At 59.6% G+C, this 13,390-nt stretch carries 14 protein-coding genes; 9 read left to right on the top strand and 5 right to left on the bottom strand.

The window, feature by feature from the left end; all coding sequences use genetic code 11:
* Window positions 1–217: 217 nt before the first annotated feature.
* The 4 genes from NEF64_RS08245 to NEF64_RS08230 all read left to right on the top strand — a co-directional run bounded on the left by NEF64_RS08245 (window position 218) and on the right by NEF64_RS08230 (window position 3,833).
* Window positions 218–1,318 carry a histidine kinase dimerization/phosphoacceptor domain -containing protein gene (locus tag NEF64_RS08245; RefSeq protein WP_252574806.1) on the top strand — a complete coding sequence of 367 codons (1,101 nt, stop codon included), beginning with the start codon at window positions 218–220 and terminating at the stop codon, window positions 1,316–1,318.
* A gap of 29 nt (window positions 1,319–1,347) precedes the next feature.
* Entirely contained in the window at window positions 1,348–1,782 is a 435-nt protein-coding gene (locus NEF64_RS08240) for a response regulator (protein WP_252574920.1), read from the top strand.
* A 259-nt stretch (window positions 1,783–2,041) separates the two neighbouring features.
* The gene (locus tag NEF64_RS08235; RefSeq protein WP_252574804.1) at window positions 2,042–3,391 is read left to right on the top strand and encodes a PAS domain-containing protein; all 1,350 of its coding nucleotides are present in this window, start codon (window positions 2,042–2,044) and stop codon (window positions 3,389–3,391) included.
* A gap of 91 nt (window positions 3,392–3,482) precedes the next feature.
* Entirely contained in the window at window positions 3,483–3,833 is a 351-nt protein-coding gene (locus tag NEF64_RS08230) for a response regulator (protein ID WP_209570696.1), read from the top strand.
* 1 nt (window position 3,834) lies between these two features.
* Here NEF64_RS08230 and NEF64_RS08225 read toward each other — a convergent pair whose 3' ends face one another.
* A complete protein-coding gene (locus tag NEF64_RS08225) occupies window positions 3,835–4,029 on the bottom strand; it encodes a ComEA family DNA-binding protein (RefSeq protein ID WP_192191641.1) in 195 nt (64 codons plus the stop codon).
* 178 nt (window positions 4,030–4,207) lie between these two features.
* Between NEF64_RS08225 and NEF64_RS08220 the strand changes: the two genes are divergently transcribed.
* Both NEF64_RS08220 and NEF64_RS08215 read left to right on the top strand, forming a co-directional pair.
* Entirely contained in the window at window positions 4,208–5,704 is a 1,497-nt protein-coding gene (locus NEF64_RS08220; protein ID WP_252574803.1) for an aminotransferase class I/II-fold pyridoxal phosphate-dependent enzyme, read from the top strand.
* Between the two features lie 58 nt (window positions 5,705–5,762).
* A complete protein-coding gene (locus tag NEF64_RS08215) occupies window positions 5,763–6,257 on the top strand; it encodes a nucleoside deaminase (protein ID WP_252574801.1) in 495 nt (164 codons plus the stop codon).
* Between the two features lie 205 nt (window positions 6,258–6,462).
* On the opposite strand, the gene NEF64_RS08210 is transcribed toward NEF64_RS08215, so the two are convergent.
* Complete coding sequence (locus NEF64_RS08210) at window positions 6,463–7,542, bottom strand: sodium:calcium antiporter (RefSeq protein WP_209570699.1); 1,080 nt, start codon at window positions 7,540–7,542, stop codon at window positions 6,463–6,465.
* Between the two features lie 371 nt (window positions 7,543–7,913).
* On the opposite strand from NEF64_RS08210, the gene NEF64_RS08205 reads away from it, so the two are divergent.
* Both NEF64_RS08205 and NEF64_RS08200 read left to right on the top strand, forming a co-directional pair.
* The gene (locus NEF64_RS08205) at window positions 7,914–8,627 is read left to right on the top strand and encodes a bacteriorhodopsin (RefSeq protein WP_252574799.1); all 714 of its coding nucleotides are present in this window, start codon (window positions 7,914–7,916) and stop codon (window positions 8,625–8,627) included.
* On the top strand, window positions 8,624–9,466 hold the full coding sequence (locus NEF64_RS08200; protein WP_192071678.1) for a Brp/Blh family beta-carotene 15,15'-dioxygenase: 843 nt from the start codon (window positions 8,624–8,626) through the stop codon (window positions 9,464–9,466). The genes NEF64_RS08205 and NEF64_RS08200 overlap by 4 nt, the downstream gene beginning before the upstream one ends.
* A 200-nt stretch (window positions 9,467–9,666) precedes the next feature.
* Here NEF64_RS08200 and NEF64_RS08195 read toward each other — a convergent pair whose 3' ends face one another.
* Window positions 9,667–10,569, bottom strand: coding sequence for an SDR family oxidoreductase (locus NEF64_RS08195; RefSeq protein ID WP_192071677.1), 903 nt, complete (start codon window positions 10,567–10,569; stop codon window positions 9,667–9,669).
* Window positions 10,570–10,663: 94 nt separating this feature from the next.
* Between NEF64_RS08195 and NEF64_RS08190 the strand changes: the two genes are divergently transcribed.
* Window positions 10,664–11,500, top strand: a complete 837-nt coding sequence (locus NEF64_RS08190) for a helix-turn-helix transcriptional regulator (protein WP_209570701.1) — start codon at window positions 10,664–10,666, stop codon at window positions 11,498–11,500.
* 180 nt (window positions 11,501–11,680) lie between these two features.
* Here NEF64_RS08190 and NEF64_RS08185 read toward each other — a convergent pair whose 3' ends face one another.
* Together NEF64_RS08185 and NEF64_RS08180 are read right to left on the bottom strand one after the other, a co-directional pair.
* The gene (locus tag NEF64_RS08185; protein ID WP_252574797.1) at window positions 11,681–12,004 is read right to left on the bottom strand and encodes a hypothetical protein; all 324 of its coding nucleotides are present in this window, start codon (window positions 12,002–12,004) and stop codon (window positions 11,681–11,683) included.
* A gap of 36 nt (window positions 12,005–12,040) precedes the next feature.
* The gene (locus tag NEF64_RS08180) at window positions 12,041–13,327 is read right to left on the bottom strand and encodes a M16 family metallopeptidase (RefSeq protein ID WP_192142732.1); all 1,287 of its coding nucleotides are present in this window, start codon (window positions 13,325–13,327) and stop codon (window positions 12,041–12,043) included.
* Window positions 13,328–13,390: the final 63 nt, after the last annotated feature.

Below are 13,390 nucleotides of genomic sequence, written 5' to 3'. Positions count from 1 at the left end.
CGTTTTCGCTTTCCCTACTTCTGCCATTCGTTCAGCTTCCAGCCTGCAAGACGGGGCGCCGATTCTCGATCTCAAGAGGCTTTGTACGCGCAAGCCATGCCGCGCAATAGCCATGCCTTAGTGAGACGAACTCGATCTCTCAGCGGAACGGAAAACGATCAAAACGATTTAGTCCCGACACGGGGTTCGGCTGATCGGCACGCTCCACGGAGGCGTGATGAAGCAGCGGGACGATTGGCATCTGACGGAAGCGCTCGATTACGAGCACGGACGAGCGGACCCTTTTGCCGCGGCAGTTCGGGCTACACGAATGCCTATGGTCATTACGGACCCCGCGCAGACCGATAACCCGATCGTCTTCTGCAACGAAGCCTTTCAAACGCTGTCGGGCTATGACCGAAGTGAAATCATCGGCCGTAACTGCCGCTTCCTGCAGGGTCCCGACACTGACCGAGAGCAGGTGGCTAAGGTGCGTCAGGCAATCGACGCCCAGACCGACATTGCCGTGGACCTTCTAAACTATCGGAAGGATGGATCTGCGTTCTGGAACGCGTTGTATCTGAGCCCTGTACGCAATGACGCCGGTAAGGTTGTATTCTTCTTCGCCTCCCAGCTTGATGTTACTGACCGCGTCAAAGCGCAGACTATCATTTCAAAGCAGAAGTTATTGGTCGAACAGGAAGTCGAGGCGCGCACGTCAGACCTCGAGGCCGCGTTAGATGCGAAAACTCTGCTGCTTCACGAAGTCGACCATCGCGTAAAGAACAATCTTACGATGATCGGTTCACTTCTGCGTTTGCAGGCGCGTAGCATATCAGACCCGGCCGTTTCATCAAAACTTGAAACTATGCTTGAACGGGTTGATGCGCTGGCGACAGTGCATCGCCGCCTTTATCAGTCGGACGACGTCACCCGCTTCGACGTCGGGGCGTTTACCGAAAATCTAATCGGCGACGTCGTTGGTGCCAGCCGACGCGACGACATCAAGCTGGTTTCGAACATTTCGCAAATAGAGGTGCCGTCCAGTAAGGCGGCATCGCTTGGGTTGATCCTCAACGAGATAGCGACCAACGCCATCAAGCATGCATTTGCCGACGGGCGAGCCGGTACGATTTCTGTTCGCACAGCCCTAGAAGGCAATAATGCCCTGATCGAAATCACCGATGATGGGCATGGGCTAGCCAGCAATGACGTTCAGCCGGACGGCATTGGCAAAATGCTTATCTCCCGCCTCGCCAAGCAAGCCAGGGCCGACGTCATGTGGTCCGACGCCGCCCCCGGGGTCCGTGTATCTCTCTCATTCCCGGTGGACGATTAATGAGTGTACGTGCGCAACCGCCGTTGAACGTGCTGATCGTCGAGGACGAAGCTCTTTTGGCCATGGATATCGAAGCGATGATCGAAGACGCCGGTCACCGTGTCGTCGGCGAGGCCGCGTCTCTCTACGAAGTTGAAGACCTGGCAGGCGATCTCCATCCGGACTTGGCTTTTGTCGACATACAGCTTGCGAAAGGCACCAATGGCCTGGATGTCTGTGCACTAATCCGGAAGCGATGGGCGGACGCGATAGTCGTCTTCGTCACTGCAAACCCACTTAAGATCCCAGCCGACTTTGCCGGTGGCCATGGCGTCATACCCAAGCCCTTCTCCCGGAATGGTCTGATGTCCGCAATGCGCTACATTGAAGAGGGTGTCTGCGATCCGCCGCCCGTATCCCCGCAGCCGGCGAGCTTTATTGCAGCACCCGCGTTCGCCGCAGAGTGGTCCCAGACTAGCCGCTGATTTAAGATCATAACCGACAACCGCATGGCCTCACGAGGTGGGACGACAGATGACAGATGTTCTACATAAATTCGATTACATTGATCCATCAACGGCTTACCGCTAGGACGTTCCCGCTTTGGACCGTCAGCCACTCCCACCTTCGCCTATTCGACCGCACGATACCTCAGGTGTCGTACGTGAGGCTGTCGACGCCTTTGCGTCCCGCCTCAACGAGCATGACCCATTCGTTGCGGCGTTCGATCACTGCATTACGCCGATGGTCGTCAGCGATCCAACGCTACCGGATAACCCGCTGGTTTACGTCAATCGCGCGTTCGAGGCTCTGACGGGGTTCTCGGCGGTCGAGGTTGTTGGCCGGAACTGCCGTTTCATGCAGGGACCGTTGACCGATCAGGCCGACGTCCAACGCATGAAGGACGCGATTGCTCTCCGTGAGCCGATCGATATCGACCTCCTGAATCACCGTCGTGATGGCACGCCGTTCTGGAACCGCCTCATGGTCGCGCCCGTGCATGACGCGACCGGCAGCCTACGCTACTTCGTGGCATCCCAGCTCGATGTCACACTTGAGCGGCACGGGCTGTTGCAGTTGGAACGCGACCGAGACACGCTGAGTGCCGAGCTTGCGAAGCGCGAAGTTGCGCTAGCCGAACGAGAAGCGCGCCTGGCGCTTGCGCTCGATGCTGGCGGACTGGGCACTTGGACCATCGACCTGCCAGAATGGCGGCTTAGCTATTCGCCAAGCTGTCTTGCAAACTTTGGAAGGCCGGCCGGAGAGATATTATCGGCGAAAGGCTTGTTGGCTTGCGTACACCCAGAAGATCGCGAACTCGTCAGATCTTCGCTGAACAGCGCTATCGAGCATGGCACGCGTTATAATGTCGAATACCGCATATTGACGCCTGAAGGCGAGCAACGCTGGATCCATTCCCAAGGCTCGCTGCAGCGCCGTGCGGATGGCACGCCGTTGGCGGTTTCGGGCTTTTCGAGCAATGTTTCAGCGCGCAAATTCGCCGAGGAGCAACGTTCGGTTCTGGCCCATGAACTGACACACCGCGTGAAGAACACACTTGCGACGGTCAGTGCCGTTGTCAGTCAGACGCTACGCGATGCTGGATCCCTTGCTGAGGCTCGGGATGCGGTGTCGGGCCGCATCGCTAGCCTCGCGTCTGCGCACGAACTGCTGCTCAAGGACGAGATCGAAGGCGCGGCAATCGGTGAGATTGTCGAGCGGGTGCTGGCGCCGTTCATGGACAGCAACGGTCGACGGTTTTCCGCTGTCGGCCCGACGATACGGCTGACCCCGGAAGTGACACTTGCGTTGTCTATGGCACTGCACGAGCTGGCGACCAATGCGATCAAATATGGAGCGCTCTCGGTACCGGAGGGTCAGGTGAGCATACGCTGGGACCTGAACGGCAATGCAACCGAACGCCGACTTACCTTCTCCTGGGCGGAGCAGGATGGACCTATCGTTGCTATGCCAACACGTGTTGGATTTGGTACGAGAATGATTGAGCGCGTCCTATCACGCCACATCCGCGGCAAGGCGGAAATCCAATATTTGCCGGAAGGTGTTCGCTTCGCAATCGAAGCGCCGATCTGAGCTCTCGACCTTGTCTGACATTTATTAACGCCGTGGCGGGCCCGTTGCGTGACCACATTGGTTAAGAGCTCAGCTTATCGGGATCCGTCATATGTGCCATGTGCTCGTCATCGAGGATGATTTCCTCATCGCCGACCACATCATCCAGCTGATCGCGAGGGCTGGCGGCACATCCTTTGATCAGGCTGCCTCGCAAGATGAGGCAATCGATGCTGCGAGATTGAGGCCTCCCTCCATCATCATGTCCGACGTCAATCTCTCAGCCGGTACCGGCCCTGCCGCGGTGGAAGCCATCATCTTGGAGCATGGGCCGACGCCCGTGATCTTCGTGACCGGCACGCGCGAAGCATGCCATGTAAGTCGGCCATCGATGATCGTTCTCGACAAACCGATCAACGAACAGGCTCTTATCGCGGCGTTCCAAAGTCTGGCGCCCGCCTGAGTCAGCAATCGCCGACGGTCAGTGAAGCAGTCGCCCCATCGGCCTTACCGGTAAGACCGGGTACTTCATCAAGTTGTCTCAGGTCACTGAACCCGCCACGTTCCTCACGATAGCGGACGATCTCGAACCCGTGCCCCGCTAGCGCCGGGATGGTGTCCAACTCCGCCGCACTCGCCGCGTTGACGTTGATCGGCATCTCGTTCCTCATAGCTCTTCCTCTTTCGTACCCTTGGTGACGGAATGTTGGAAAGGGCTTTGCTATCGATGAGCGCCCTAGCCAGCTAGGCGGAAGGTTTGATCCATGTCCACCTTCGGCGGATAACTGCTTGTTTGATAAAGAAGATCAACCATCGTGGAGGGGCTTTCCAGTATCCATGCGTTTCACCCATTCGATCAGGAGAGTGTTCGGCATGGATCAGAAGAGTGCGCCGTTGGCCGATGCGTTGGCGGCGATCGAGAAGAGGCCGGTCATCGGATTTGGAGCGCCGGGCCACAACCAGGGTGCAGTCATTCCTGGCGGGATGAAGGCACTGCTCGGCAAGCGCGTTTTTCACGCCGACGTGCTGACGCCGAAGGGGCTCGACGACCGTACCGAAGGCAAGCTGGCCCTTCAACGTGCGCACGAGATCGCGGCGGAGGCCTGGAATGCCGACTTCTGCCGGTTTGTAACCGGCGGATCCACCCAGAGTCTACACACGGTTATGGCCTCGGTCGCCGGACCAGGTGACACCATTCTGGTCGCGGCGAATGCCCACAAGGCTGAGCGTGCCTACGCGCTCGCGACGGGGCTCAATGCCGCCATCGTGCCGGTCCAGATCGACGGGGAATGGGACATTGAGCATGGTGTTGAGCCGCAGGCGCTGAACGCCGCCTTGGCGGCCAATCCAACCGCCAAGGCGTTCATCGTCGTCAGCCCAACCTATTACGGCGTGACGAGCGATATCGCGGCACTCGCCACTGTCTGTCACGATCACGGTATTCCCATGATCGTCGATGCCGCTTGGGGTGGTGCGTTCGCATTTTGTGAAGGACTGCCCGACGATCCGCTGACCAAGGGGGCGGATGCCGCCGTCTACAGCGCCCATAAGACGATGGGGGCTCTCGCGCAGGGATCGGTGATCGTCGCCAAGGGCGACCTGATCGATCGCCAGCGATTGTGGATGGCCTATGAGCTGTTCGAGACCACCAGCCCATCGGTACCGATCCTAGCAACGCTTGACGCGACCCGGCGAGATCACGCGTTGAACGGGGAGCAGATGTGGAACGGCGTCATTGCGCTGGCGGAGAAGGTCCGCAGAAAGATTGCCGGTATTGCCCCGTTGCGAGTGTTAGGTTGCGATCATCTGCCGCCCGATGCCGATCTGGACGTCACCAAGGTGCTGATCGACGTCTCGGTGCTGGGCGTATCGGGGTATGCTATCGATGACTGGCTCTACAAGCATCACCGGATCAGTATGGGGCTATCCGACGCCCGGCATATCCTGGCCGTTCTGTCGCTGGGCACAACCAGGTCCGATCTCCGCAAGCTCGTCCGCGGCTTGCAGGATCTCGTGAATCAGCTCGGTTCCGATCCCTCCATCCTGCCGGCAATTTCGCCTATGCCCGGGATCGGTACCCTGTCCGTCGACATGGCGATGCCCGGGCCTGCGGCACTCTACGGCCCAGCCGAAATGGTGGCCTACGAGGCGGCTGAGGGAAGGATCGCAGCAGAGATGATCGCGCCCGCACCGCCGGGCGTCCCTCGACTGGTGCCGGGCCAGCGCATCTCTGCCGCGCACGTCGCATGGCTTGTCGCGAACCGTGATGCGGGGGTTTTCGTGATGGATCCGGTCGATCCCACGGAAGCGACCGTCAGGGTGGTTCAAAGCTGACGCCGCAACCGCATCGACACGCCAAATCTTACAGCAACTGCAATTAGATGGATACGCAATGCAGACCGATACCGACGAACATTGGATGCAAATGGCGATAGACGTCGCACGCTCCAAAGGGTCCGATCCCTCAACCTCCCCGCTTGGATGCGTCATCGTGCTAGACGGGAAGGTGATTGCAGCCGAACGTAATCAGACCAAGGAGTTGCCTGACGCAACGGCCCATGCCGAGATGATGGCTATCCGTTGGGCTTGTGAGCAAACCGGAGAACTGGAGCTGCGCGGGGTGACGTTATACTCGACACTCCAGCCCTGCGGCATGTGCACGATGGCATCGATCTGGTCGAAAGTCGGCCGCGTCGTTTACGGTGCTGGTCGCAACGATGTGCATCCGATGTATTTCGAGGCAAAGCACGTCGACACTCTCGGCTTCATCGGGGACGCCTATCGGGACGATATCGAGATCGAGGGTGGCTGCCTGCGCGACGCGTGCGCTGAACTCTATTATGGTCCCGATGCTGACTTAAACAAAGAGGAACAGGCCAACCTATAAGCACCCAGCATGTCATAGGCGACGACGGTTTGCGGCTGTGAGCGCGAGGGTAACGCAAAGCCTCCTCGAGCAGCCCCGACGACCCAGAATCGGCCATACACGTGCTCCTTCTCTCCTCCCAACATCGGACACCTGTTCATGTTCAACACGGCTAGTTTCAAAAGCTGGCTTCCACCTCAGAAAGTCGCGTTTTGGAATAAGCGGCTCAGCTGCCGTGACCGCTAGATATTGCGAACAGGCCGCCCACGCCGAGGGCATAAAGGGTAAGCACCGCGAAGGAATCGATGCCCATGCGCCAAATTCGACGTTTGGGTCGGAAAATCAGGCCTGCGGCGTAAACGCAGGTCAGCAACACTCCAAGGCCCGCAAGATAGATGTCGCTTGCCTGAGCATCAGGCAGCACCGCCTTGCCTGAGACGACGACGGCTAGGAGGAAGAGCACTGGCAGAAAGGCGTTTCCACCAAAGATGTCGCTGACGGCCAGCTGATAGTCCTTCATGCGTACCGAGGTGATACCGGTCGAAAGCTCGGGCAGCGACGTGGCGGCCGCAAGCACCGTTGCCCCGAAGATGACCCCGCTGAGGCCGATGTGTTCCGCTATGGCATCGCCGCTTCGCTCTAAGAGTACACCGGCTGCCAATGTCGCAAGCGCCGCAGCGCCGAAGACCAATGCGACGTGAATCGTACTCTCGCCGCGCTGTCCAGAGGCGTCATCCTTCTTCGCCTGCGAGTGGCCCTTGGGTTCTTTTTGCGCGTCGGGAGCCGTGCCGCTCGTATCTTGCCAAGGCAGCCCCTTGCTGGCTTTGCTGGAAAGCCACACGCCAATGATCCACAAGACGCCGATCAACACCGCCCCGGGAGTCAGGCGAGCCGCAATCAGCGTGCCCGGCAACTGCGTCGCCATGATCGACACGATCAAGACCACCACGACCAGCACCGCCTCCACGACCAGCGTGAGGCTGGCGGCGCGGTAGGTCAGAGGCACCTGCTCCTTCATGGCGATGTCCATCGCCACGAGCACAACCGTCTGGATGGCGATGCCGCCTAGTATATTGCCGACCGCCACCCCCAGATTGCCTGCCAGCGCCGCACTGACGGTGATCGCGACCTCGGGCAGGTTGGTGGCTATTGCGAGTACGATGATACCGCCGAGCGCCTTGCCTAGGTGAAGGCGCGAGGACAGAATGTCCGTCGTATCAGCTAGCTTCACGCCCGCTACCCAGATTACGCCTGCGCAGGCGGCAAAGATGGCGAGCAAAACCGGCAGGCCGAGTCCGTTGAACATGCGGAACTTTCAGTTTGTGGGTGAGCGATAGGCGGTCCATCTTAGCGATCCAGGCGACCGCGCGTTCCACAATCAGCCAAGCTTCAGTATCGTGATACCAAAGCCGCGCAATCCAGTTCGCCGGGGCTGCAGAGGACAACGGCTAGTCGATACGATGCTCATGAAGGCATCCGGTACCAGTGATTACTTACGCAGCGTCGCGCAGGGTAGTCCGCCGGCTTAATTCACTGACGAAGTGTCCGTTCGTCTCCTATCGACCGCGCTTCGTGACAAGCCGATGAACTTTGCTCCGGCGTGGACACAAAACGATACAATCCATGTTATGCGATTTGGGTTGGCATCGGGTCGCCCCCTTGTGCTGGGGATCCCGCATGGATCAGACTGCCTTCCTACTTGGGTTCACAATCATGTCGCTGGGTTCGCTGGCGATCTATGCGACGGGGAAGAAAAGTCACCCGTCCGGCCACCATACGCTGCTGCATGCCAGCGTGCCGTTCATTGCAGCTACGGCGTATCTAGCAATGGCCTTCGGCATCGGTACGCTGTTCAAGCTCGACGGCTCGGTCACCTATCTCGCAAGATACCTCGATTGGTCGGTGACAACGCCGATCCTGCTATCGAGCCTCGTTCTTCTGGCCTTCCATGAGCATGGTAGAACCGGCGAGGTTGGCGGCCACCTCACCGCCATCATCGTCCTTGACGTGCTAATGATAGCTACGGGACTGGTGTCGTCGCTAACCGGCCCATCGTTCGCAAAATGGGTCTGGTATGCGTGGTCATGCGTCGCCTTTCTCGGCGTTCTGTACCTCTTGTGGGGGCCGCTACGCATGCTGGCGAAAAGCCGGGGCATGGCCTTGGGCACGGCATATAATAAGAACGTCGCCTTCCTGACGGTTATCTGGTTCCTCTATCCAATCGTCTTCCTGATCGGTCCTGAAGGAATGAAGATCATCACGGATCCGACATCAGTCTGGGCAATTCTGATCATGGATGTCGTCGCCAAGGTTGTTTACGCCTTCTATGCGGCAAGCAATCTGGACAAGGCGCTGGAGCAGCATAGCACCGAACGCGGTCATCAGTCATGATCGCCCGCGCTCCAGCCTGGGGCTGGAGCCTGCTTCTAGGGGCGGCAGCCGCCGCCTCCATTAGCGCGTTGACCGTACAATTAGCTTTTGCGGTTGTGGCGATAGGTTTCATCGGCATGGCACATGGCGCCAGCGACTTGGCAATCGTCGAGCCGCGGCAACGCCCTTTGTTCGTCGCCTTATACGTCTTTGTTGGTGCAGTTTGCCTCTGTTGGTGGGTCATTGATCCAGCGGTCGCACTTCCGGCTTTTCTCGTCGCGTCGGCAGTTCATTTCGGCGTGGAAGATGCACCAGCGGATCGGCCGTTGGAGAGGGTGGCGAGAGGAACGAGCCTTGTCGCCACCCCCGCCACTCTCCATGCCACGAACCTGACCGATATTCTTCGTCTTGGGGGCACCTCGACAAACGTGCTGCCCGCAATGGTGTCGACAATGGCGTTGATCGGCGCAATAGCCGCAGCGTATTTGGTCGTAAAAGCATGTCAGCGCAAAGACCTGCGCCTCCTGGTCGGGACGGTGGCCCTTGTCGTTCTGCCGCCACTCGTGGGGTTTTCGGTGGGCTTTCTCGTTCTGCATGCCGCACCCCAAACGTTCGAACGTCGTACGCAGATCGGTTGTGCAACGATGGGCAGCTACCTCCGAGCAACTGCTCCGATACTGGTCGCCGCGATACTGCTCGCTACCATAACAGGCGTTCTCTTGTTACACTCTGACCCTTCCGGCGTTCGCCCCCTATTCGCGGGCATTGCGGCTCTCGCTGTACCGCATCTAATCGTGACGCCATTATTCGGGCATATGCAGTGGCGCCCGTTTCAACGAGCAGTCCGCTCCGACGCTTAGACCGACTGCCGGGTGGCTTCCTTCAACGAATGGCCTGTTGGCGTTACGACCCACAAGCGGTCGTTCAGTGCCCGAAAGCGGCATCCCAGAATCGGCCGTTCATTCACGTAACCGGCCGAGGCCATGGTGTGATCCTCAGGCTATAGTCACGCCGCTGCACGCCAGCGGAACTACTCTCATCAGCGTGCAACGGCGATCTGTTATCCGATCATGGGCTCGTAATGATTCATCGCGGCGAGATCGGTGAGTAGATCGGGACCTGTAGGCTCCCATCCCAGCCGCTCCTGCGTCAAGACGCTCGACGCGGTCATGTCGAGAGCGGCGAAGGGAGCCATCCAGCCGAAGAAGCGCTCGGTGTCTTCGGTTGCGATCGAACGTACCGGCAATCCGGTTCCCTCGCCGATGGCCTCTGCGATCGTGCGTGCATCGACGCCCTCCTCGACCGACGCATGGTATCGCGCGCCCGGCTCGCCGCGCTCGAGAGCCAGCACGTATAGCTTGGCGACATCGCTGATATGCGCGGCAGCCCAGCGCGTCTTCCCTTCGCCGAGATACGCCACCGCCCCGGCACGGCGGGCCTCGGCGATCAGCGGCGTGATCAGACCGGCCTTGGTAGTATTGTGCACCTGCGGCAGGCGAATGGTGCGGACATCGATGCGGCGGGCGATCAGCGCTGCGGCGGCCAGCTCCGTCACGATGCGCGGATTGGCGTGGAGCGGGTTGAGCACATCCTCGGTCGCAGGACCGCCGTTGCGCGGCGTTCCAATACCGATGCCCGAGGTTATCAGGATCGGCTTGTTGGTTCCCGCCAGCGCATCGCCCATCGCGGCGATGTTGCGTTCATCCTTTCGAGTATTCTCGACGAAGTTGGCAAAGTCGTGATCGAATGCGCAGTGAATGACCGCGTCAGCCGCAGCGACACCACTCGCAAGGGTCTCCGGTCGTTCCAGGTCGCCCCGATGAACATCGGCGCCAGCCGCTTCGAGCTGCTGCGCGCCCGCGTCGGAGCGAGTGAGCCCGAGCACATTGTGACCGCGGCGGAGTAGTTCGGGAATGACATGGGAGCCGATAAAGCCGGTCGCACCGGTCAAGAACACGCGCATGGAAATCTCCTCGTTGACGAGGGATGTATCGCCTTGCGCCCGACCCTGTTAAAGTAGTGAGCTTATCGTGGTATAAGCTGCAACAGGATACATCTTGTCTACTGAAGCACCAAATTCGCTGGGCACGTACCTGCGCGACCGCCGCACTCGCTTGGACCCGGCGACATTCGGGCTCAGCGGCAGTCGCCGCCGGACGCCCGGTTTGCGCCGTGAAGAGGTTGCGAGCCGCGCGAATATCAGTCCCACCTGGTACACCTGGCTCGAGCAGGGCCGTGGCGGCGCGCCATCTGCGGATGTCCTCGATCGCATCGCGAAGGGGCTGATGCTGACCGAGCCGGAGCGCGAGCACATCTACATGCTCGGACTGGGTCGTCTGCCAGAGGCCCGATATCAGCCGGTCGACGGCATCACCCCTCGCCTGCAACGGGTACTAGATGGGATGGTGCTCAGCCCAGCGATCATCAAGACCGCAATGTGGGACGTTGTCGGCTGGAACCGTGCCGCTGCGGTCTTACTGACCGACTATTCCAAGCTGCCGCGCGAGGGACGCAACATTCTGCGCCTGATGTTCGGCAGCGATCATGTACGCGCCCGCAATGCCGATTTCGACAGCATCGCCCGCTTCGTCGTCGGCGCCTTCCGCGCCGACGTGGCGCGCGCCGGCGCTAGCACCAGCGCCGAGGTGATAAAGCTCGTCATGGAGTTGTCTCGGCTCAGCCCTGAGTTCGAAGCGCTGTGGCAGGATAACGACGTGGTCGCTCACGGCGAAGGAGTAAAGCGTATCCACCATCCCGACGCGGGGCTGCTGGCGATGGAGTTTTCGTCGTTCGCCGTCGAAGGAAGGCCGGAACTGGGGATGATTATCTACAACCCCGCCACGCCTGACGATGCCGAGCGGCTGCAAATGCTTCTGGATGAGTGCAGGAGCTGATCTCGGGTGAAGACGCCGAGGTACATTTACCCAATCTCGGTCATTCACAGCCAGGTTCTGGCTCACCAGCTTCGGACATTCATTAAGCTTTAGAAAAGTGGGGCGAGTAACATTGGCAACGGCAGATGCGGTTCAGTTTGGATTGCGGTCGAACACGGGATTTTCCCGCGACCAGAAATATCAGAAACGCCATTTCAATGCCACGGCCGCTGCCGGGGTCGTAGCAATGGGGCTCTTTTGCTGAATGACGTGAATGGTCGTCTCGGCGTTCAGCGGCCCTTTGAATTCGGCATTCAGTTGCTTGGCGGCAAATCCGCTTACGTCACCCAGCCAGATGTCCATTCCCTTTGGAGCGCACACGATGATCTCGTCCGACTGCCCTCGATCCAAGCACGTCGGTTTTCTGGGGCGCACCTTGGCAAGGTCGAAATCCACGACCTTTGGAACGACCGTCATAGGTCCGGTCTGCGATGCGACCGCTGCGACGATTAGGACGATTCCCATCCGTGTCTCCCTGTTCCGGCCTCGCTATTGTCGTAGTTAGTGGCAGCTCGCTCGCGACGATGCTGCATCCAGTGCGGTCCGTATCGCCTGACGGGGGTCCACCACCCGGGCAAGCTCAGGCGCTTCGACCCGGACATGTTCGTGGCCGCTCTGCCATTGCTGACGCCACCAAGCATTCCCAGTGCTTGCATCGATCGTCGGCAACCAGATCCGAGCACGTCGCAGCAAAGCGCTCGGAGCGATCAGCTCCCTGTCTGCGGCGATGGCGTGAGATAGATCCTTTGCCAGTTCGACGTTCTTGGCGTGGCCCATGTCTCCAGTAATCTGCTCGAGCTCCTGGATCAGGTCACGCCTCGCCCTGTCCCATTCGTCTGCAGAGAGGCCCGCCGTACCTAGTCGGCATGTGGTACGTTTAAGGTCGACCAGTGCAGGCTGCCATGCGTCGCCCGTAAAGTTGTCCCACAGCATGATAAGCCGGTGGCCTTGCTCGCCATTCTCGATGAACATTCCGACCTTTCCGGACGGACTGCCTGGCTGAGCTCTTGCCAGTCGATTGTTGACCGCGCGGATCGCCAGCCTGTCCATGAGCTCTGCGTCCATCTGCGATCTTTTGGAGCCGGGTGACGAAAGTGTCGGCATTGCCACGGTGATCAGCGCTGTCCTGCGCCCCTGCGGCAGAGCTGAGAAACTGATCGGCGCGATGCGATCGTAGCGCAAGCGCGGAACAGGGACATGGCCGACCGGCGACCCGATGCTTTTCCAACTCCCGAAACGCTGGGTGATAAGAGCCTTCGCGGTGGTCGGATCGACGTTTCCGACGATCACGACCATCATGTTCTCGGGTCGGTATAGGCGGTGGTATAGAGCACGGATCGTTTCTACGCTCGCTGTCGGTACGTCGTCGGAATTTTGCCCGTCGATGACGTCCGTCGGAGAGCCTGGTGCTATGCCCGCGATATAGTCGGCGTAGATCACGTTGCCGGGCTTCCTGCCGGCCATCTCGCGCATCACGTCCGCACGCTGATCGTCGACTGCATCGGATCTGAACGTGAGGTCGGTCGCGACCTCGCGGAATAGACGCAGCAGTGTGTCGAGGTCTGCCGTCCGCGTCGTTCTGGTCGACACGAAGTAATTGGTCTCTCGCCAGCTTGTGGTACCGGCGGAAGGGGCGGCGAAAGTTAGCGGCAAACCGATCTTCACAAGATGATGCAAATCGTTCGGCGCGTTTATCGTCGGACTGACGAATACGAGATGCTCGATAAGGTGTGTCAACCCGCGCTCGCCCGGCCGTTGCTCCTCGATGAAGCCACCTTCGTTTCGCATGAGCAGACTTATGCCAGGCTCGTCTGACTGCCTTGCGAGGATCGCATAGCGCACACCGTTCGG

Origin of the sequence: Sphingomonas aerolata, from assembly GCF_023935825.1 — a bacterium.
In the GTDB taxonomy this organism is placed as follows: domain Bacteria; phylum Pseudomonadota; class Alphaproteobacteria; order Sphingomonadales; family Sphingomonadaceae; genus Sphingomonas; species Sphingomonas aerolata.
Note: the sequence above shows the minus strand (reverse complement) of the source record. Positions and strands in the feature narration are given on the sequence as shown.

What these genes read in the sequence shown, in the direction of transcription:
- NEF64_RS08225 (WP_192191641.1), bottom strand. Translation starts at nt 4,029, where the DNA reads ATGCCGATCAACGTCAACGCGGCGAGTGCGGCGGAGTTGGACACCATC.
- NEF64_RS08205 (WP_252574799.1), top strand. Translation starts at nt 7,914, where the DNA reads ATGGATCAGACTGCCTTCCTACTTGGGTTCACAATCATGTCGCTGGGT.
- NEF64_RS08180 (WP_192142732.1), bottom strand. Translation starts at nt 13,327, where the DNA reads ATGCGAAACGAAGGTGGCTTCATCGAGGAGCAACGGCCGGGCGAGCGC.
- NEF64_RS08220 (WP_252574803.1), top strand. Translation starts at nt 4,208, where the DNA reads ATGCGTTTCACCCATTCGATCAGGAGAGTGTTCGGCATGGATCAGAAG.
- NEF64_RS08210 (WP_209570699.1), bottom strand. Translation starts at nt 7,542, where the DNA reads ATGTTCAACGGACTCGGCCTGCCGGTTTTGCTCGCCATCTTTGCCGCC.
- NEF64_RS08235 (WP_252574804.1), top strand. Translation starts at nt 2,042, where the DNA reads ATGGTCGTCAGCGATCCAACGCTACCGGATAACCCGCTGGTTTACGTC.
- NEF64_RS08230 (WP_209570696.1), top strand. Translation starts at nt 3,483, where the DNA reads ATGTGCCATGTGCTCGTCATCGAGGATGATTTCCTCATCGCCGACCAC.
- NEF64_RS08185 (WP_252574797.1), bottom strand. Translation starts at nt 12,004, where the DNA reads ATGGGAATCGTCCTAATCGTCGCAGCGGTCGCATCGCAGACCGGACCT.
- NEF64_RS08245 (WP_252574806.1), top strand. Translation starts at nt 218, where the DNA reads ATGAAGCAGCGGGACGATTGGCATCTGACGGAAGCGCTCGATTACGAG.
- NEF64_RS08200 (WP_192071678.1), top strand. Translation starts at nt 8,624, where the DNA reads ATGATCGCCCGCGCTCCAGCCTGGGGCTGGAGCCTGCTTCTAGGGGCG.
- NEF64_RS08215 (WP_252574801.1), top strand. Translation starts at nt 5,763, where the DNA reads ATGCAGACCGATACCGACGAACATTGGATGCAAATGGCGATAGACGTC.
- NEF64_RS08195 (WP_192071677.1), bottom strand. Translation starts at nt 10,569, where the DNA reads ATGCGCGTGTTCTTGACCGGTGCGACCGGCTTTATCGGCTCCCATGTC.